The organism is Streptomyces sp. 4N509B (genome assembly GCF_052245655.1).
Taxonomy (GTDB): domain Bacteria; phylum Actinomycetota; class Actinomycetes; order Streptomycetales; family Streptomycetaceae; genus Streptomyces.
In genome coordinates, this window is sequence record NZ_JBQQBZ010000010.1 from 131,195 (window position 1) to 150,532 (window position 19,338).

13 protein-coding genes and 1 riboswitch are annotated in these 19,338 nt (G+C 74.2%); of the genes, 11 read left to right on the forward strand and 2 right to left on the reverse strand.

Annotation, left to right across the window (positions count from 1 at the left end):
• Positions 1-79: 79 nt before the first annotated feature.
• The 4 genes from ACTWP5_RS12900 (at position 80) to ACTWP5_RS12915 (ending at position 6,585) form a co-directional block, all read left to right on the forward strand.
• The gene (locus ACTWP5_RS12900) at positions 80-2,722 is read left to right on the forward strand and encodes a nitrate- and nitrite sensing domain-containing protein (RefSeq protein WP_443221017.1); all 2,643 of its coding nucleotides are present in this window, start codon (positions 80-82) and stop codon (positions 2,720-2,722) included.
• Positions 2,723-2,750: 28 nt separating this feature from the next.
• The gene (locus tag ACTWP5_RS12905; RefSeq protein WP_443221018.1) at positions 2,751-3,179 is read left to right on the forward strand and encodes a roadblock/LC7 domain-containing protein; all 429 of its coding nucleotides are present in this window, start codon (positions 2,751-2,753) and stop codon (positions 3,177-3,179) included.
• 326 nt (positions 3,180-3,505) lie between these two features.
• Positions 3,506-5,539, forward strand: coding sequence for an acetoacetate--CoA ligase (locus ACTWP5_RS12910; RefSeq protein WP_443221019.1), 2,034 nt, complete (start codon positions 3,506-3,508; stop codon positions 5,537-5,539).
• A 38-nt stretch (positions 5,540-5,577) separates the two neighbouring features.
• Positions 5,578-6,585, forward strand: a complete 1,008-nt coding sequence (locus ACTWP5_RS12915) for a hypothetical protein (RefSeq protein ID WP_443221020.1) — start codon at positions 5,578-5,580, stop codon at positions 6,583-6,585.
• Positions 6,586-6,607: 22 nt separating this feature from the next.
• Here ACTWP5_RS12915 and ptsP read toward each other — a convergent pair whose 3' ends face one another.
• Positions 6,608-8,281 carry a phosphoenolpyruvate--protein phosphotransferase gene (gene ptsP / locus ACTWP5_RS12920; protein WP_443221021.1) on the reverse strand — a complete coding sequence of 558 codons (1,674 nt, stop codon included), beginning with the start codon at positions 8,279-8,281 and terminating at the stop codon, positions 6,608-6,610.
• A gap of 189 nt (positions 8,282-8,470) precedes the next feature.
• Between ptsP and ACTWP5_RS12925 the strand changes: the two genes are divergently transcribed.
• From ACTWP5_RS12925 to ACTWP5_RS12950, 6 genes are all read left to right on the forward strand, one after another.
• Positions 8,471-9,079, forward strand: a complete 609-nt coding sequence (locus ACTWP5_RS12925) for a CDP-alcohol phosphatidyltransferase family protein (protein ID WP_443221022.1) — start codon at positions 8,471-8,473, stop codon at positions 9,077-9,079.
• 162 nt (positions 9,080-9,241) lie between these two features.
• Positions 9,242-11,737 (forward strand): sugar phosphate nucleotidyltransferase, encoded by a 2,496-nt coding sequence (locus tag ACTWP5_RS12930; RefSeq protein WP_443221023.1) that lies wholly within the window; start codon positions 9,242-9,244, stop codon positions 11,735-11,737.
• 311 nt (positions 11,738-12,048) lie between these two features.
• Positions 12,049-12,798 (forward strand): FHA domain-containing protein, encoded by a 750-nt coding sequence (locus ACTWP5_RS12935; protein ID WP_443221024.1) that lies wholly within the window; start codon positions 12,049-12,051, stop codon positions 12,796-12,798.
• 79 nt (positions 12,799-12,877) lie between these two features.
• Positions 12,878-13,351 carry a bifunctional nuclease family protein gene (locus ACTWP5_RS12940; protein WP_443221025.1) on the forward strand — a complete coding sequence of 158 codons (474 nt, stop codon included), beginning with the start codon at positions 12,878-12,880 and terminating at the stop codon, positions 13,349-13,351.
• A 124-nt stretch (positions 13,352-13,475) separates the two neighbouring features.
• Positions 13,476-14,105, forward strand: a complete 630-nt coding sequence (locus ACTWP5_RS12945) for a MerR family transcriptional regulator (RefSeq protein WP_443221026.1) — start codon at positions 13,476-13,478, stop codon at positions 14,103-14,105.
• An 82-nt stretch (positions 14,106-14,187) separates the two neighbouring features.
• Positions 14,188-15,540, forward strand: coding sequence for a DNA polymerase IV (locus tag ACTWP5_RS12950; protein ID WP_443221027.1), 1,353 nt, complete (start codon positions 14,188-14,190; stop codon positions 15,538-15,540).
• A 92-nt stretch (positions 15,541-15,632) separates the two neighbouring features.
• On the opposite strand, the gene ACTWP5_RS12955 is transcribed toward ACTWP5_RS12950, so the two are convergent.
• Positions 15,633-15,998, reverse strand: coding sequence for a PRC-barrel domain-containing protein (locus ACTWP5_RS12955; protein WP_443221028.1), 366 nt, complete (start codon positions 15,996-15,998; stop codon positions 15,633-15,635).
• A gap of 136 nt (positions 15,999-16,134) precedes the next feature.
• Positions 16,135-16,232: riboswitch (glycine riboswitch) on the forward strand.
• Positions 16,233-16,414: 182 nt separating this feature from the next.
• Here ACTWP5_RS12955 and gcvP point away from each other — a divergent pair.
• The gene (gene gcvP, locus ACTWP5_RS12960; protein ID WP_443221029.1) at positions 16,415-19,324 is read left to right on the forward strand and encodes an aminomethyl-transferring glycine dehydrogenase; all 2,910 of its coding nucleotides are present in this window, start codon (positions 16,415-16,417) and stop codon (positions 19,322-19,324) included.
• Positions 19,325-19,338: the final 14 nt, after the last annotated feature.

The following is a 19,338-nucleotide window of genomic DNA, read 5'->3' on the forward strand; positions in this document are numbered from 1 at the left end:
CCGGAGCGGAGGAGCAGTAGTAGGCTCACGCTGTCCGACGGTGAGAACACCCCCACGCGCGGGAACCCTAGGGGAGGGCATGCGCTTCCGCGGCAAGTCGATCCGACGCAGGATCGGGGCGCTGGTCCTGGTGCCCCTGCTGTCCCTCGTGTCGGTGTGGGCGTACGCGACGGCCATCACCGTGAGCGACGCGCGCCAGCTGCTGTCCAGCACCGCCGCCGCCGACACCCTCGGCCCCGCCACGCAGGAGCTCGCCCTCGCCCTCCAACGGGAGCGCCGGCAGACCCTTCTCGTCCTCGGCGACCTCCGCGACGCCGAGGCACGCAGCGGCATGCAGCGCGACCACGCCGCCACGAACGAGGCGGTGCGCGCCTTCCGCGAGGCGACCGGGGACGCCGGCGACGGCCTCGACACCGTGGGCACCCAGGCCGTCGACGCCGTCAGGGCCGCGCTCGCCGGCCTGCCCGACATCAGGGAGCAGGTCGCCGTTCCCGTCGCGCGCACCGAGGCCCTCGACGAGTACACCGCCATCGTCGCGCCCGTGCTGCGGCTCCTCGCCGCGGTCCAGCCCGTGACCGACGCCGACCTCGACCTCCACGGCCACGCCGTGGCCACCCTGGCGCAGTCGAGCGAACTCCTCGCGGAGGAGGACGCCCTCGTCGCGAGCGCGCTCGCCGACGGCCGGGTCCGCTCCGTCGACGCCCGCCGGGTCGAGGAGCTCATCCTCCGGAGGGAACTCGCCTACGACAGCCACCCCCTCGGTCTGCCGACGTTTGACCAGGAGGCGCACGACCGGTTCTGGGACAGCGGTCTCGGGAGTGTCCTCGCGGCCACCGAGCGGACCCTGCTCGACGCGGGCGCGGGCGTCGGCACCGTCTCCGCCGAGCAGTGGGACGAGGCCAGCGGCGAGGCGCTGGGAAAGCTGCGCGACCTGCGTTCGGACGCCGAGGACCGGTACCGGGAGCGGGTGGACTCCGCCCGGACGGCGGTGCTGCTGCGCGCCGGCCTGGTGGGCGGCGGCGGCCTGCTCCTGGTGGTGGTCGCGGCCCTGTGCGCACACCGCGTCGGCGGCCGCCACCTGAGGGAGCTGCGGACCCTGTCGCGGGAGGCCACCGAGGCCGCCCAGGTGCGCCTGCCGGGCGTGATGCGGCGCCTGGCGGCCGGCGAGCGCGTCGACGTCGAGACCGAGGCACCGCGCCTGGAGTATCCGCCGGACGAGCTCGGGCAGGTCGGCCAGGCGCTCAACATCCTGCAACGCGAGGCCGTCTCGGCGGCGGTCGAACGCAGCAGCACCCGACGCGGCGTCTCCGAGGTGTTCGTCAACCTCGCCCGCCGCAGCCAGGTCCTCCTGCACCGCCAGCTGAACCTGCTGCAGGGCGTCGAACGCCGCGCCGAGGAGCCGTCCCAGCTCGCCGACGTGCTGCGGCTGACCCACCTCACCACCCGCATGCGTCGTCACGCCGAGGGCCTCGTCCTCCTCTCGGGCGCCGCGCCCGCCCGCCAGTGGGGCCGGCCCGTGCCGTTGATGGACCTGGTGCGCGCCGCCGTCGACGAGGTGGAGGACTACGAGCGCGTCGAGCTGCGCCGCCTGCCCCACCTGGTGGTCTCCGGAGCGGCCGTGCCCGACCTCACCCACCTCGTCGCCGAACTGCTGGAGAACGCGACGGTGTTCTCCCCGCCGCACACCGCGGTCCAGGTCTCGGGTGAGCGCGTCCCGCACGGCTTCACCCTGGAGATCCACGACCGTGGTCTCGGGCTGACCGCCGACGCGCTCCAGGAGGCCAACCAGCGGCTCGCCGAGCCGACCGACTTCGAGCTGACCGACACCGACCGGCTCGGCCTGTTCGTCGTCTCCCGCCTCGCGCAGCGCCACGGCGTGCGGGTGTCGTTGCGGGACTCCCCGTACGGCGGCACCACCGCGGTCACGCTGATCCCCGGCACGCTGCTGTCCGAGGGCGAGATCCCCGAGCGGGAGTTGCCCGAGCGGCGGCGGCCCTCCGAGCTGAACGGCCCGGTCGACGGCCCGGTGGAGCTGGAGGCGCCGGTGCGCGCCGCGGGACTCAGCCTCGACCCCACCCTCGATCCCGGCCTCGATCCCGGCCTCGATCCCGGCCTCGATCCGGCTCTCGGCCTCTCCGTCGGTGGTGTCGACCGCCCCGTGGACCACCCCACCGAGCAGCCCGTCGGTCGCTCTTCCGGACACGCCGCCGGCGCAGGCCCCGCGGAGGAGCCGGCCGCGCCCGTGCCGTTGACCTCCCGCCGGCGGCACCCGGTCCTCGTCTCCGACCGCGGCCGCCCCGTGGGCGTCCCGCCCGAGGAGCCCGCCGAGGAGGGCGCCGACCGGAGCGCGACGGACCGCGACACCGCTGACCACAGCGGCCCCGCACCCTCCGCCGCCGCGCCCACCACCAGCGCGGGACTGCCCCGCCGGACACGTCGCACGGCCCACCGCCCCGGTGGCGGCCACGCCGCACGCGGAGCGCGCCGCGAGGACGCCGGCGCCGAGGCCGCCACCCCCGGCGGCCGGGCGCAGCCCGCCACCCCCACCGCCGTGCCCGACCTGGACGCCGAGGCGGTCCGCACCCGCATGTCGGCCCTCCAACGCGGCTGGCAGCGCGGGCGCCAGCACAACGAGACCCGGCAGCAGAGCGAGACCCGCCAGCGGCAGACCCCGTCGGCGTCCGACACCGACCCCCAGCAGCACGAGCCACCCCCGTCATGAGCACGGACCGACACACGAGGCGTATCCCATGACCGCACCGCCACCCCAGCCGCCACCGTCGCCGGACCGCGCACAGCTCGACTGGCTCCTCAACGAGCTGGTCGAGCGCGTCCCGAGCGTCCGTCACGCCCTGGTGCTCTCCGACGACGGGCTGGCCCGCGGCAGCTCCCACTCCCTCGGGCGCGAGGACGGCGAGCAACTGGCGGCCGTCGCCTCGGGCCTGCACAGCCTCGCCCGCGGCGTCGGGCAGCACTTCGAGACCGGCGGCGTGCGGCAGACCCTCGTGGAGCTGGAGGGCGCCTTCCTGCTGGTGTCGGCGGCGAGTTCCGGCAGCGCGCTCGCGGTCTTCGCCGACTCGGACGCCGACATCGGCCAGGTGGCCTACGAGATGGCCCTCCTGGTCAAGCGGGTCGGCCCTCACCTGTCCACCCCCCCGCGCGGCACCGCGCGCGACTGACGCGCCGAGCGTGATCGTCTCCGTACCGCCCCGGAGATGTCGCGAACGGGTGACAAAGCCCTCGGCTCTGCCAACCGCCGTCCCCGTCGGGACGTCGAAGACCAGTGACGGCGGCGGGTCGGGACCCACGGGGGTGGCTCCGACTCCGCCGCCGTCGACCGTCCCCCTCCCTCTCCCTCCCGCCCGCCCCGCCCGACGCGGCGTCACGCCGGGCGGCGACGGCCCTGGTGCGCGCGGCGACGACCTGGCATCGTCCTGGTCAACGACCTGATCACCACCCCGATCAGCCGCGTCACCCGCACACCACCGGCCCGACGGGAGTCGCCATGACCGCAGCGCACCGCCACCCAGCCGCCCCCAAACCCCTGTGGCGGCCGAGCCCCGAACGCGTTGACGCCGCGCGCCTGACCCGCTTCCACGCCCTCGCCGCCGACCGCTTCGGCGCCCCGCCCCCGCTCTCCGGCGACCCGGCCGCGAGCTACGCGGCCCTGCACCGCTGGTCGGTGACGGATCTCGACGCGTTCTGGCGGGCGGTGGCCGTCTTCTTCGACGTCGGCTTCGCGCAGGACGGTGGGCCGGCTCTCGCCGAGAGCGGCATGCCGGGCGCGCGGTGGTTTCCCCGCGCCCGCCTCAACTACGCCGAACACGCCCTGCGCCACGGCCTGTCGGAGGAACGGGCCGGGGAGCCGGCGCTGCTGTGGGTGTCGGAGGACCAGGAGCCGGCGCCGGTGCGCTGGTCCGAGCTGCGCCGCCAGACCGGCTCCCTGGCCGCCGCGCTGCGCGCCCTGGGCGTGCGCCCCGGTGACCGGGTCGCCGGGTACCTGCCCAACACCCCCGAGGCGGTCGTCGCCCTCCTGGCCACGGCGGCCGTCGGCGCGGTGTGGACCTCCTGCGCCCCCGACTTCGGCGCCCGAGCCGTCCTGGACCGCTTCGAGCAGGTCGAGCCCACCGTGCTGGTCGCCGTGGACGGCTGCCGGTACGGCGGCAGGGTCCACGACCGCACCGACACCGTCGCCGAGCTGCGCGCCGGCCTGCCGAGCCTGCGCGCGACCGTCCACGTCCCGCTGATGGGCACCCCCACCCCGTCCGGCGCCCTGTCCTGGCAGGAGCTGACCGGCCAGGACACCGAGCCCGTCTTCGAACAGGTGCCCTTCGACCACCCGCTGTGGGTGCTGTACTCCTCCGGCACCACGGGACTGCCCAAGGCCATCGTCCACTCCCAGGGCGGCATCCTGCTCGAACACCTGAAGCAGCTCGGCCTCCACTGCGATCTCGGCCCCGGGGACCGCCTGTTCTGGCACACCTCCACCGGCTGGATGATGTGGAACTTCCTCGTCTCCGGCCTGCTGGTCGGCAGCACCGTGGTGCTCTACGACGGCAGCCCCGTCTACCCGGACGCCGCCGCGCAGTGGCGTGTCGCCGAACGCACCCGCGCCACGCTCTTCGGCACCTCGGCCGCCTACGTCACCGCCAGCGCCAAGGCGGACGTCCACCCGGGCCGCGACCTCGACCTCTCGGCGACGCGGTGCGTCGCCACGACCGGTTCGCCGCTGCCGCCCGACGGCTTCCGCTGGTTGCACGACGAGGTCTCCCCGGACCTGTGGATCGCCTCCGTCAGTGGCGGCACCGACGTGTGCAGCTGCTTCGCCGGCGCCGTCCCCACCCTCCCGGTGCACGTGGGGGAGCTCCAGGCCGCCTGCCTCGGCACCGACCTCAGGTCCTACGCGCCCGACGGCACCGCGCTGACCGACGAGGTCGGCGAGCTGGTCGTCACCACCCCGATGCCCTCGATGCCCGTCCGCTTCTGGAACGACCCCGACGGCTCGCGGTACCGCGACAGCTACTTCGGGATGTTCCCCGGGGTGTGGCGGCACGGCGACTGGACGACGGTCACCTCGTGGGGCGGCGTCGTCATCCACGGCCGGTCCGACGCCACGCTCAACCGGCAGGGCGTGCGCATGGGGTCGGCCGACATCTACGAGGCCGTCGAACGGCTGCCGCAGATCCGGGAGTCCCTCGTGATCGGCCTCGAACAGCCCGACGGCGGGTACTGGATGCCGCTCTTCGTCCACCTCGCCGAGGGCGCCGCACTCGACGACACGCTGCGAAGGAGCATCACCCAGGTCATCAGGGAGCGCCTCTCGCCGCGGCACGTCCCCGACGAGGTGATCGAGATCCCCGGCGTGCCGCACACCCTCACCGGCAAGCGCATGGAGGTGCCGGTCAAGCGGCTGCTCCAGGGCGCGGCGCTGGAGCAGGCGGCCAACCCCGGGTCCGTGGACAACCCCGAACTCCTCGCGTTCTTCGCCCGGCTCGCCCGCGAGCGCGCCACTGTCAGTGACGATGACTACTCTCGGTGACGTAACGATCCCGATCGGTCGATCCTTGAGGGGGAGCCATGACCGACACGTCACCACAGACCCACCACGGCCGGACAGGGCGGGAGGAGACCGCCAGCGTCGTCGCGGTCGTCCCGGACGAGGCCGGCTTCGCGCTGATGCGCCGGTACCGCACCTTCGGCTTCGCCGACCACGCGGCGTACCTGCGGCACACCGAGGACCGGCTGCGGTCCCTCGCCGAGCGCCACGCGTACACCAGCGTCGCCCTGCTCGACCCGGTCGGCTTCGCCGACTGGTGCGAGCGGGAGGGGCTGGAGCCCGACAGCGTGGACTCCCGCTCGCGGTACGCGGGGGAGATCGCGATCCACGGCGCCGTCCTGCCGTACGGAGGGCAGCCCCTGGGCGCCCTTCTCCCACGGCTGGTCGCCGAGCACGGCCGGTGGGAGGCGTGGGACGTCGCGGCGGAGCTGCTGGCCGAGGCCGGCGCCTGCCCGGACTGCGGGGAGCCGCTGGCGCACTGCGCCTTCCAGCGCGCCGCCGAGGCGTTCACCACCCTGCTGGAGCGCGCCGCGGCCGGCAGCCACCACCTGGTGGCCACGCTGGTGCCCGACCCGGGCGACGGTGAGCCTGGGGGCGGCGTGCCCGCGGCCGGCGAGCCGGCGGACGGCCCGCTGACCGGGGCGGTCAGGGCGGTGCTCGGCGCCGACGGCGGCGTGCGGGTCTCCGAGTCCGACGCGCTCGTCCTGTGCACCGTCCTCGCCGCGGGCCTGGCCACCGGGCGTTCCGTCGGGCTGGTGCTGCGCTCCCGGCCCGAGCCGCGGGACGCCACCGTGCCCGAGCGGATCTGGGGCTGGCGCCTGCGGCGCGGCGTGCTGCGCCCGCTCGCCGACGTGGAGATCGCCTCGGCGTACGCCACCGACGCGCGGACGGGGCAGCCGCTGCCACCCGAGCCCGGCGTCGTCCACCACACCGCGCCCGCGCTGCCGCCGTTGCGCTGCCCGGGCGGCAGCGCGGCGCGGCCGGGCCGGTCTGGGGCCCCGGCCGGGCGTGAGGACGGGAGGGGCTGAGGCGTGAGCCGCCCCCGGACGGTCACCCCGAGGCGAGCACGGCCTCCGCCGCGGCGCGGGCCGCCTCGGCGCTCTCGGCAGCACGAGCGGCCGCCGCGGCGCGCTCGCACTGCGCCAGCGTGTGCTCGGCCAGTGCGGCGCGCACCCCCGGCAGCGCCGAGGCCGCCATCGACAGGCTGGTGACGCCGAGCCCGGTCAGCACGCAGGCCAACAGCGGGTCAGCGGCGGCCTCGCCGCAGACGCCGCAGCTCTTGGCCTCGGCCTTGGCGGCCTCCGCGGCCATCGCCACCAGGTCGAGCAGCGCGGGCTGCCAGGGGTCGTGCAGGCGCGAGACGACCCCCAGCTGCCGGTCGGCGGCGAAGGCGTACTGGGCCAGGTCGTTGGTGCCCACCGACAGGAACTCCACCTCCTGGAGCAGCGAGCGTGCCCGCAGCGCCGCGGCGGGCACTTCCACCATGGCCCCGGCCCTGGCGCTCAGCCCGGCGGCGCGGCAGGCGTCGACGAACGCCCGGGCGTCGGCCTGGTCGGCGACCATCGGCGCCATGACGTCCAGCGCGACGGGCAGCTCCCGCGCGGCGGCGGCCAGCGCCCGCAGCTGCACCGCGAGCACACCGGGGTGCTCCAGCAGCGCGCGCAGCCCCCGCACGCCGAGCGCGGGATTCGGCTCGTCGTGGGCGCGCGGGAGGAACGGCAGCGGCTTGTCCGCGCCCGCGTCCAGCACCCGCACCACCACACGCCCCTCGGGGAACGCCTCGAGCACCTGCCGGTACGCGGCCCGCTGCTCGTCCTCCCCGGGAGGGCTCTGCCCGCCGTGGAGGAACAGGAACTCGGTGCGGAACAGGCCCACCCCCTCGGCGCCGGCCTCGACCGCGGCCGCCACGTCGGCGGGCGTGCCGATGTTGGCCATCAGCGGCACCTTGTGGCCGTCGCGGGTCGCGCCCGGCCCGCTGGCCGTGCGCGTGGCCGCCTCACGCTCCCGCGCGCGCCGCGCCAGCGAGGCCCGCTCGCGGGCGCTGGGGTTCACCAGGACCTCGCCGCCCGAGCCGTCGACCGCCACCACGGTGCCCTCCGCGAGCCGGAGCGCGCCGGGCAGCGCCACCACGGCGGGCACCCCGAGGGCGCGCGCCAGGATCGCGCTGTGGCTGGTGGGGCCGCCCTCCTCGGTGACGAAGCCCAGCACGAGGGAGGGGTCGAGCAGCGCGGTGTCGGCGGGGGCCAGATCGCGGGCCACCAGCACGTACGGCTCGTCGCTGTCGGGCACACCCGGTATCGGCACGCCCATCAGCCGCGCGACGACGCGGTTGCGCACGTCGTCGAGGTCCGCCACCCGGGCCGCCAGGTACTCCCCGGCGCCCGCGAGCAGCTCCCGGTAGGCCGCCATGGCGTCGTGGACCGCGCCCTCCGCCGAGGACCCCGCCCCGATCCGGCGGTCGACGTCCGCCAGCAGCTCCGGGTCCACCGCCATCATCGCCTGGGCCTCCAGCACGGCCTGTGCCTGGCCGCCCGCCAGCGTGCCCCGTGCCCGAAGGTCGGCCGCCACGGCCTCGGCCGCGCGGCGCGCCCGCTCCGCCTCCCGCGGCGCCTCGTCCGCGGCGACCTCCCGCGTGGGCGGCTCCAGCACGGCCGTCCCGATGTGCCGGACCTCGCCGATCGCCATCCCGTGGCTGACACCGACGCCTCGAAGCCTGGTCTCCATCTCACGTCCCACGTCCGTCACCGCCCAGCCGAAGCCTGGGCGCGTTGGCCGCGTGCGGGCCTCACAGCAGCGTAAGTCATGGTCCACGCCATGCGCGCGCACGCGCCCGACCGGCGACGGGTAGGGTCAGGGGCGTCGCAACGGCGGCTTGGGCAGTGGTGACAGCGGAACACGGGTGGAGGCTTCCGGGTGGAGGTCCAGGAGACGCGCATTCAGACCGACCGGGTCCTCACCATCCCCAACCTCCTGAGCATGGCCCGTCTGCTGGGCGTGCCGCTCTTCCTGTGGCTGGTGCTCTCCCCGGAGTTCGGCGGCCCCGACCTCGACGGCTGGGCGCTGCTGGTGCTGGCCCTCAGCGGCGTCAGCGACTACCTCGACGGCAAGCTCGCCCGCCGCTGGAACCAGGTCAGCGCCCTCGGCCGCGTCCTGGACCCCGCGGCCGACCGCCTCTACGTGCTCGCCACCCTCGTCGGCCTGACCTGGCGCGACATCCTGCCGCTGTGGCTGACCGTGTTCCTGCTCACACGGGAGGCCATGCTGCTGGTGACGGTCTGGCGGCTGGACCGTCACGGCTACGCTCCGCCGCAGGTCAGCTTCCTCGGCAAGGCCGCCACCTTCAACCTCATGTACGCCTTCCCCCTGCTGCTCCTCAGTGACGGAAGTGGCTGGGTGGCATCACTCGCTGCTATTTTCGGATGGGCGTTCGCTGGCTGGGGTACAGCGCTGTACTGGTGGGCAGGGATCCTCTACGTGGTCCAGGTCCGCCGACTCCTGGCGGCGGATGCCACGGCCGACTGAGCTCGCCCTGGCAACGTCGCGGGGGCCTGGCGTCCCGAGTCGCGACCGGCCTTGCGTGCCAGGGCACCTCCCGGGACAGCCACCACACCAAGAGCCATGAGCCCCCTCCAGACGGGCGCAGACGGCGTGACTGTCCACTCCCCCAAGGAGGACACTTCCGATATGAAGGCCGTCGTAATGGCTGGGGGCGAAGGCACCCGGCTTCGTCCGATGACCGCGAGCATGCCCAAGCCGCTCCTGCCCGTGGCGAACCGTCCCATCATGGAGCACGTCCTGCGGCTGCTGAAGCGGCACGGACTGACCGAGACCGTCGTCACCGTGCAGTTTCTCGCCTCCCTCGTCAAGAACTACTTCGGCGACGGCGACGACCTCGGCATGGACCTCACCTACGCCAACGAGGAGAAGCCGCTCGGGACGGCCGGAAGTGTGAAGAACGCCGAGGAGGCCCTGCGGGACGCGCCCTTCCTCGTGATCTCGGGAGACGCCCTCACCGACTTCGACCTCACCGACCTGATGCGCTTCCACCGGGAGCGCGGCGCGATGGTCACCGTCTGCCTCACCCGCGTCCCCAACCCCCTCGAGTTCGGCATCACCATCGTCGACGACGAGGGCCGCGTCGAGCGCTTCCTGGAGAAGCCCACCTGGGGCCAGGTCTTCTCCGACACCGTGAACACCGGCATCTACGTCATGGAGCCCGAGGTCTTCGACTACGTCGAGGCCGGCGTGCCCGTGGACTGGTCGGGTGACGTCTTCCCCCGCCTGATGAAGGAGGGCAAGCCCATCTTCGGGTACGTCGCCGAGGGGTACTGGGAGGACGTCGGCACCCACGAGAGCTACGTCAAGGCCCAGGCGGACGTGCTGGAGGGCAAGGTCGACGTCGAGATCGACGGGTTCGAGATCTCTCCGGGCGTCTGGATCGCCGAGGGCGCCGAGGTGCACCCCGACGCCAAGCTCCGCGGTCCGCTCTACGTCGGGGACTACGCGAAGATCGAGGCCGGCGCCGAGGTCCGCGAGCACACCGTGATCGGCTCCAACGTCGTCGTCAAGTCCGACGCCTTCCTCCACCGCGCCGTGATCCACGACAACGTCTACGTCGGCCCGCAGACCAACCTCCGCGGCTGCGTCATCGGCAAGAACACCGACATCATGCGGGCCGCCCGCATCGAGGACGGCGCCGTCATCGGCGACGAGTGCCTCATCGGCGAGGAATCCATCGTCCAGGGCAACGTCCGCGTCTACCCCTTCAAGACCGTCGAGGCCGGCGCCTTCGTCAACACCTCCGTCATCTGGGAGGCGCGCGGCCAGGCGCAGCTCTTCGGCGCCCGCGGCGTCTCCGGCATCCTGAACGTCGAGATCACCCCCGAACTCGCCGTCCGCCTCGCCAGCGCGTACGCCACCACCCTGAAGAAGGGCTCCACGGTCACCACCGCCCGAGACCACTCCCGGGGCGCACGCGCGCTGAAGCGCGCCGTGATCTCGGCCCTCCAGGCGAGCGCGATCGACGTCCGCGACCTGGAGAACGTGCCCCTGCCCGTCGCCCGCCAGCAGACCGCGCGCGGCAGCGCCGGCGGAGTGATGATCCGCACCACCACCGGCCGCCCCGACTCCGTCGACATCATGTTCTTCGACGAGCGCGGCGCCGACCTCTCCCAGGCGGGCCAGCGCAAGCTCGACCGTGTCTACGCCCGGCAGGAGTACCGCCGCGCCTTCCCCGGCGAGATCGGCGACCTCAGCTTCCCCGCGAGCGTCTTCGACGGGTACACCGGCTCCGTGCTGCGCGCCGTCGACACCACCGGCATCGCCGAGTCCGGCCTGAAGATCGTCGTGGACGCCGCCAACGGCAGCGCCGGCCTGGTGCTGCCCAGCCTGCTGGGCCGTCTCGGCGTCGACGCGCTGACGATCAACCCGGGCCTGAACGAGGCCCGGCCCACCGAGTCGGCCGACACCCGCCGCGCCGGCCTGGTGCGGCTGGGGGAGATCGTCTCCAGCGCCCGCGCCGCCTTCGGCGTGCGCTTCGACCCGGTGGGGGAGCGGCTCGCCCTGGTCGACGAGCGGGGCCGGATCATCGAGGACCAGCGGGCCCTGCTGGTCATGCTCGACCTGATCGCGGCCGAGCGCCGCAGCGGCCGGGTCGTGCTGCCGGTGACGACGACCCGCATCGCCGAGCAGGTCGCCGCGTACCACGGCACGCAGGTGGAGTGGACCACCACCTCGCCGCACGACCTGACACGTGTGGCCCACAAGGAGGGCTCCGTCTTCGGTGGCGACGGCCGGGGCGGCTTCATCGTGCCCGAGTTCTCGCCCGTCTTCGACGCCACGGCAGCCTTCGTCCGGCTGATCGGCCTGGTCGCCCGCACCCAGCTGTCGCTGAGCCAGATCGACGCCCGCATCCCCCGCGCCCACGTCCAGCGGCGGGAGGTCGCCACCCCGTGGGCGGTCAAGGGGCTGGTGATGCGCAGCGTGGTCGAGGCCGCCGGGGAGCGGTCGATCGACACCACCGACGGCGTGCGCGTCGTCGAGCCCGACGGCCGTTGGGTCCTGGTGCTGCCCGACCCGGCCGAGGCCGTCACGCACCTGTGGGCCGAGGGCCCCGACGACGCCGCGGCCCAGGAGCTGCTCGACACCTGGTCGGCCGTGGTCGACGGCGCCGACCGCTGACGGCGGCCCCGCACCACGCCCCCACACGGCGTCCCCGCCCGCCCGAGCCGGGTCACCGGCTCGGGCCGAAGCCCGCCGACTCTCCAGATGGTCGCCGTGGGCGCCTTGCGGACGACGGAGCAGCATGACTACGCTCAGTCGTCATCGTGACCGGATCTCGCCGCCCCCGGGGGCCACCGGCTCCCGGGGGCGCCGCGTGAGGGAAACTGGACGAGGGCCGTGCACGTTGTCAGGACGTCTCTCACCTCCCGTGAGAGAGAATGGACCGTCCCGTCCGGTCGGCGGGACGGTAGGTTGCGAGGGGATCGCTGGTGAGTTTTTTCGCTCGGTTGTTCGGCAGGCGTCAGAGCGGCGTGCACAGTGCCGCACGGGCCCGCGCCCGCCAGCATGGCGAGCCGCCAGCGTCGTCCGGCTCGCAGCAGGGCGGCAGGCCCCTCTTCCGTGACGAGGTCGGTGGCCAGCCCTCCGGTGCCCCCGGGGCCGGCGGCATAGGTCCCCACGGTCCCGCCACGGGCCAGCACCGGCCGGTCACCGGCTCGGTCGCCTGCCCACGGTGCGGCCACCGCACCGCCGCGACCAGCCGTTTCTGCCCTTCCTGCGGGAATCCGCTGCGTCCGGGGAGCGAGGGGTCCTCCGAGACCACCTCGACGATCTCCATCACCGGGCTCGAGGCGTACGACGCCGAGGTCACCGGCCAGCTCCCGACGGCCACCCTGTCGCCCGAGGCGCAGGCGGCGGTCGACGCCCTGCCGCCCGGTTCGGCGCTGCTGATCGTGCGGCGCGGACCGAACTCGGGCAGCCGTTTCCTGCTCGACGGGGACCTCACCACGGCCGGCCGGCACCCGCACAGCGACATCTTCCTCGACGACGTGACGGTCTCCCGCCGTCACGTGGAGTTCCGTCGCCAGCCGGACGGCACGTTCACCGCCGGTGACGTCGGCAGTCTCAACGGCACCTACGTCAACAGGGAGCCCATCGACTCGGTGGTGTTGGCCAACGGTGACGAGGTCCAGATCGGCAAGTACCGTCTGGTCTTCTACGCCAGCCGATACGCTCTGTGACCGTCACAGCGGATCGTCGCTTCGCCACCCGGTGGTGCTCGACTATCCAAATGCCCCGGGCACGTCCTAGGGTTGCTGTGTGAATCAGCTCGACGTCGTGGGCGTGCGGGTGGAAATGCCCAACAACCAGCCCATCGTGCTACTCCGTGAAGTGGGTGGCGACCGCTACCTCCCGATCTGGATCGGGCCGGGAGAGGCGACCGCCATCGCGTTCGCCCAGCAGGGCATGACCCCTGCCCGACCGCTCACGCACGACCTGTTCAAGAACGTGCTGGAGGCGGTGGGGCAGCAGCTCGACGCTGTGCGCATCACCGATCTGCGCGACGGAGTCTTCTATGCCGAGCTCGTGTTCGCCAGCGGGGTCGAGGTCAGCGCCCGTCCCTCCGACGCCATAGCGCTCGCGCTGCGCGTGGGCACGCCGATCTACGGCAGTGACGCGGTGCTCGACGACGCGGGGATCATCATCCCCGACGAGCAGGAGGACGAGGTGGAGAGGTTCCGCGAATTCCTCGACCAGATCTCGCCCGAGGACTTCGGCACGAGCAGCCAGTAGCCACGCGTGGCGATCGTTGACCCGCCTCGTGTGCATCCCTAGCGTCAGGTGGGCATGTCGTGGGAGGAACGCCGTGCGCGTGCTCGCCGTGACACCCGGTGAGTAGCCGGGGCGCGGTCGGGACATGGTGAACGGAGGCGGCGTGACAGGTAACGGCGAGGGCAGAGCCGTGGGCGAGACGCCCACGCTCACCCCACTCCCCGGGGCGACACCCGAACCCGGCCTGCGGGCGTCGGTCGCCCAGCAGGGCCGCGGCACCCCCGAGCAGCTGGGCTACCGCGGACCCAGCGCCTGCGAGGCCGCCGGCATCACCTACCGCCAGCTGGACTACTGGGCCCGCACCGGCCTCGTCCAGCCGAGCATCCGCCCCGCCCACGCCACGAGCCAGCGCCTGTACAGCCTGCGGGACGTGGTCGTCCTCAAGGTCGTCAAGCGACTGCTGGACGCGGGCGTCTCCCTCCAGAGCATCCGTACCGCGGTCCGCGCACTCCAGGGCGCGCAGCCGCGGGAGCTCGTGGGGCTCACCCTGATGAGCGACGGCGCGGCGGTCTACCGCTGCGCCTCCCCCGACGAGCTCGCCGAGCTCCTCCAGGGCGGACGCGGCGTCTTCGGCATCGCCATCGGCGCCGTGTGGGCGGACGTCGAGAGCGCACTGGCGCGGCTGCCCGCCGAGCAGCTCGCCACCGGCGAGCAGCTGCCGGGGCGACACCCCGCGGACGAGCTCGCCCGCCGCCGTCGCCGCGGCACCGCCTGAAGGCCGTCCCGCCGCCGACGGCGGCGCGCCGCACCGCCCGGCACAGCCCCCGTTGTCAGACCCCTGCGTCACCATCGGAGGTGTGCGCAGCGAGCCCACCATCCTCCACCTCGACATGGACGCGTTCTACGCCGCCGTAGAGCAGGCGGCCAAGCCGAGCCTGCGCGGAAAGCCGGTCATCGTCGGCGGCATCGGCCCCCGCGGCGTCGTGGCCACCGCCTCCTACGAGGCGCGCCCCTTCGGGGTGCACTCGGCGATGCCGACGGCCCAGGCGCGGCGGCTGTGCCCGCACGCCGCGTACCTCGTTCCCCGCTTCGCCGCGTACCGGACCGTCAGCGACGCCGTCATGGGCCTGCTGGCCGAGCTGTCCCCGCTGGTGGAGCCCCTCAGCCTGGACGAGGCGTACGTGGACCTCGCCGCCGGCACCCTCGACGCGGCCACGCCGGACCGGGCCCGCGCGGTCGGCGAGGCGCTGCGGGAGCGCATCCGCGAGGTCACCGGCCTGTCGGGCTCCGTCGGCCTGGCCGGCTCGAAGATGCTCGCCAAGATCGCCTCCGAGCAGGCCAAGCCCGACGGCCTGGTGCTGATCGAGCCCGGCACCGAGCGGGAGCTGCTCGCCCCGCTCCCGATCAGGACCCTCCCCGGCGTCGGCCCCGCGACGGAGGCGACGCTCCGCCGCGCCGGGATCAGCACCGTCGGCGACGCCGTGCGGGCCGGGGAGGCGGAGCTGCTGCGCCTGCTCGGCAGGGCCCACGGCGCCGGCCTCCACGCGATGGCGAACGGCGTCGACGAGCGCCCGGTGGTGGCCGAACGGGACGCCAAGTCGATCTCCGTGGAGGACACCTTCGACACCGACCTCGCCGACCGGGACCGCGTCCTCGCCGAGGTCGTCCGGCTCGCCGAGGTGTGCGCCTCCCGGCTCCGGGGCGCCGGCAGGTCCGCCAGGACCGTCGTCCTGAAGGTCAGGCGGCACGACTTCACCACGCTCACCCGCTCCGAGACGCTGCGCGGCCCGACCGACGACCCCGCGGTGGTCGAGGAGGCCGCCGTCCGCCTGCTGGCCGCCGTGGACACCACCTCCGGCGTCCGGCTGCTCGGCGTCGGCGTCAGCGGTCTGGCCGACTTCACCCAGGAGGACCTGTTCGCCCAGGCCAGCCGTGGCGAACGGGAGCGAAGACCCGAGCCCTCCCGGGTGCCCGCCCGGACCGCCGCGCCCGGCGACGCGCCGCACCGCTGGTACCCCGGCCGCGACGTCCGGCACGAGGCGTACGGTCCTGGCTGGGTGCAGGGGAGCGGCGCCGGCCGGGTCACGGTCCGCTTCGAACAGCCGGGATCGCCCCCGGGACGCGTGCGCACCTTCGCCGTGGACGACCCCCGCCTCGCCCCGGCCGAGCCGCTGCCCCTGACGCCGGCCGTGGCGGGGCCGAGGCCCTGACGGCGGGCCCCGTCCCGCCCGACGGCCCGCGACGCCGCAGGGCGCCGCAGGACGGGCTGCCCGACCCCTCGGGGAGCACGCGAGGGGGCCCCTCAGCTCTCCTCGGGCGTCTCGGGCGAGGTGACCGCGTCCGGACCGCCGGACCGGGGCACGTCGATCCCGTAGTGGTGGTACAGCTGCAGCTCCTGCTCGGGCGAGAGGTGCCGCCCCACCCCGAAGTCCGGGGCCTGACGGATCACAGAGCGCTCGAACGGCACGCGCAGCGCGTCGTCCACCACCTCGCTCGGTTCCAGCGGCACGAAGGCGTCCCGGCTGAACAGCCCGGTGCGCACGGCGGCCCACTCCGGCGCGCCGGTGGCGTCGTCCAGGTACACCTCGTCCACCGTGCCGATCTTGCTGCCGTTGCGGTCGAACGCCTTGCACCCGATGAGACTGCGTGGGTCGATGTCGGTCTGCACGAATCTCCTCCAGCCCTCGCCACGGCCAGTGACACCCCCACTCCTCCTTCTATTGAAAGAACACAACCGGTGTCGAGGCCAGTCGAACGACGAAACGTGGGCGACCCGGGGCGCTGGTAGTCTCGGAAACGGTTGACCACCTCGTGCGGGAGAGTCCTCCGGCCGGCAGACCGGAGGCGCCGAAGGAGCAACTCCTCCCCGGAATCTCTCAGGCCCCCGTACCGCACGGGCAGACCACTCTGGAAAGCAGGGCGGACCCCGGCCCACGCCGCGGCACCCGTCCTCACCGACGGTGCAAGCCGCCGCGCAGCACGCGCCCCGGCGAAGCTCTCAGGTCACACGACAGATGGGGAGGCCCCCGGGGCACCGTGCCCCGGCACCCCAGGTGGCCCGTGACCGGGAGGAGCCTTCCGCAGATGACCGCCGAACCGACCCCGCCCACCACCCTCGGCGAGGACACCCCCTTCGCCGCCCGCCACATAGGGCCCGACGACCAGGCGCGCGCCAAGATGCTCGCCCACCTCGGCTACGGCTCCCTGGACGAGCTGTCGGCCGCCGCCGTGCCCGCGGCGATCGCGACGACGCGACGGCTTGGTCTTCCCCCCGCCCGCAGCGAGGCCGAGGTTCTCGCCGAACTGCGCGCGCTCGCGGCCCGCAACACGCTCCTGCAGCCCATGATCGGCCTCGGGTACCACGGCACGGTCACCCCGCCCGTCATCCAGCGCAACGTTCTGGAGAATCCCGCCTGGTACACGGCGTACACGCCCTACCAGCCGGAGATCTCCCAGGGCCGGCTGGAGGCGCTGCTGAACTTCCAGACCATGGTGGCCGACCTGACCGGCCTGCCCACGGCGGGCGCCTCGCTGCTCGACGAGGCCACCGCGGCGGCCGAGGCCATGGCCCTGGCCCGCCGCGTCACGAAGGCCGCCGGCGGCGTCTTCCTCGTCGACGCCGACTGCCTGCCGCAGACCATCGCCGTGGTGCGGACCCGGGCCGAGCCCGTCGGCGTCGACGTGGTCGTCGCCGACCTCTCCGACGGCGTTCCCGAGGAGGTGGCCGCCCGCGGCGTCTTCGGCGTGCTGCTGCAGTACCCGGGGGCCTCAGGCGCCCTGCGCGACCCCCGCCCCGTCATCGAGCGGGCCCACGAGCTCGGCGCGGTCGTCACCCTCGCCACCGACCTCCTGGCCCTCGCCCTGCTCGCCTCGCCGGGCTCCCTCGGCGCCGACATCGCCGTCGGCTCCAGCCAGCGCTTCGGCGTCCCGCTGGGCTTCGGCGGACCCCACGCCGGCTTCATGGCGGTCCGCGAGAGCTACGCCCGTTCGCTCCCGGGCCGCCTGGTCGGCGTCTCGCGCGACGCCGCGGGAGCCCCCGCCCACCGGCTCGCCCTCCAGACCCGTGAACAGCACATCCGGCGCGAGAAGGCCACCAGCAACATCTGCACCGCCCAGGTGCTGCTGGCCGTGATGGCCGGCATGTACGCCGTCTACCACGGGCCCGACGGGCTCGCGGCGATCGCCCGCCGCACCCACCGGCACGCCGCCGTGCTCGCGGCGGGCCTCGCGGCCGGCGGGGTCGAGGTGGTGCACGGCGCCTTCTTCGACACCCTCACCGTCCGGGTGCCCGGCAGGGCCGAACGGGTGGTGGAGGCCGCCCGCGAGGCCGGCGTCAACCTGCGGCTGACCGACGCCGACCACGTCGGCGTCTCCTGCGACGAGACCACCACCACCGCGCACCTGGCGGCCGTCTGGTCCGCGTTCGGCGTGGCCGGGCCCACCGGGCAGGACGCCGACGTCGCCGCACTCGACGCCGCCACCCCCGACGCGCTGCCGGAGCCCCTGCTGCGCGGCGACGACTACCTCACCCACCCGGTCTTCCACGACCACCGCTCGGAGACCGCGATGATGCGCTACCTGCGGCGGCTGGCCGACCGGGACTACGCGCTGGACCGCGGCATGATCCCGCTGGGCTCGTGCACCATGAAGCTCAACGCGGCGGCCGAGATGGAGGCGGTGACGTGGCCGGAGTTCGCCGGCCTGCACCCCTTCGCGCCGCTGGACCAAGCCGAGGGGTTCCTGGCCCTCATCCGGGAGCTGGAGGAGCAGCTCGCGGTGGTCACCGGGTACGACGCGGTCTCCCTCCAGCCCAACGCGGGCTCCCAGGGGGAGCTCGCCGGCCTGCTGGCGGTCCGCGCCCACCACCGGGCCCGGGGCCAGGCGCAGCGCACGGTCTGCCTGATCCCGTCCTCCGCGCACGGCACCAACGCGGCCAGCGCCGTGATGGCCGGCATGCGGGTCGTCGTGGTCGCGACCGGCGAGAACGGTGACATAGACGCCGACGACCTGCGGGCCAAGATCGACAAGCACCGCGACGAGCTCGCCGTGCTCATGGTCACCTACCCCTCGACCCACGGCGTGTTCGAGGCGGACATCGCCGAGGTCTGCGCCGCGGTGCACGACGCCGGCGGCCAGGTCTACGTGGACGGAGCCAACCTCAACGCCCTGGTGGGCCTCGCCCAGCCCGGCCGCTTCGGCGCGGACGTCTCCCACCTGAACCTCCACAAGACCTTCTGCATCCCGCACGGCGGCGGTGGCCCCGGAGTCGGCCCGGTGGCCGTCCGCGCCCACCTGGCCCCGTACCTGCCGAGCCACCCGCTCCAGCCCGCGGCCGGACCGGCCTCGGGGGAGGTGGGGCCGGTCTCCGCCGCCCCCTGGGGCTCCGCCGGCATCCTGCCCATCTCCTGGGCCTACGTCCGGCTGATGGGAGCGGAGGGGCTCCGTCAGGCCACCCAGCACGCCGTGCTGGCCGCCAACTACGTCGCCCGGCGGCTCGAACCGCACTATCCGGTGCTGTACACCGGCCCGGACGGCCTGGTGGCGCACGAGTGCATCATCGACATCCGTCCCCTGACCAGGGCCAGCGGCGTCAGCATCGACGACGTCGCCAAGCGGCTGATCGACTACGGCTTCCACGCCCCGACGATGTCCTTCCCGGTGCCCGGGACGCTGATGGTCGAGCCGACCGAGAGCGAGGACCTGGCCGAGCTCGACCGGTTCTGCGACGCGATGATCGCGATCCGTGGGGAGATCGAGCGCGTCGCGACGGGGGAGTGGCCCGGAGAGGACAACCCGCTGGCGAACGCACCTCACACCGCCGAGCAGTTGGCGGGGGAGTGGCCCCACCCCTACAGCCGGCGCGAGGCGGTCTTCCCGGCGGGCACCTCGGCCCGGGACAAGTACTGGCCGCCGGTCCGGCGCATCGACGGCGCCTACGGCGACCGCAACCTGTTCTGCTCCTGCCCCCCGGTGGAGGCCATGGAGGAGGCGTGACGGCGCGGGCCCCG